Consider the following 402-nt stretch of genomic DNA (forward strand, 5'->3'; position numbering starts at 1 on the left):
GCCTTCCCCGGGTACAGCGAGAGAAGGTGATGATCTTCGTTCCATCGGCAAAGGCTGGCGAAGAACTCAAAGGGAAGCTCGCTGAGTTTGGCTTGGACATCCCGTTTTACCACTCGCGGCTTGGCACGCCGTTTAAGCGACAGGAACTGCAAAAGCGCTTCCAAGGCGAAAGCTTGCCCGCGGTTGACCACATCATCTGCACCAACGCGTTCGGCATGGGCTTGGACATCCCCAACGTCCGGCTTGTCATCCATTGGCAGCAATCGGCATCAGTCGAGGACTTGTTGCAGGAATTCGGCCGCGCCGGGCGGGATCGCAAACCGTCCGTGTCGGTCATCTTCCACGAGGGAGCCGGGAATAGCGACACCGGCCGCCTCAAATTCATGGCGGACAAGACCGTGG

The 402-nt window shown here is 59.2% G+C and carries 1 protein-coding gene; it reads left to right on the forward strand.

Annotated features, from left to right (window positions below):
• Positions 1–29: 29 nt before the first annotated feature.
• Positions 30–402: helicase-related protein (locus WDW90_RS38345; RefSeq protein ID WP_336492906.1), on the forward strand; the 373-nt coding region annotated here is incomplete at its 3' end.

The sequence above is a fragment of the Methylobacterium nigriterrae genome (assembly GCF_037106235.1).
GTDB lineage: Bacteria > Pseudomonadota > Alphaproteobacteria > Rhizobiales > Beijerinckiaceae > Methylobacterium > Methylobacterium nigriterrae.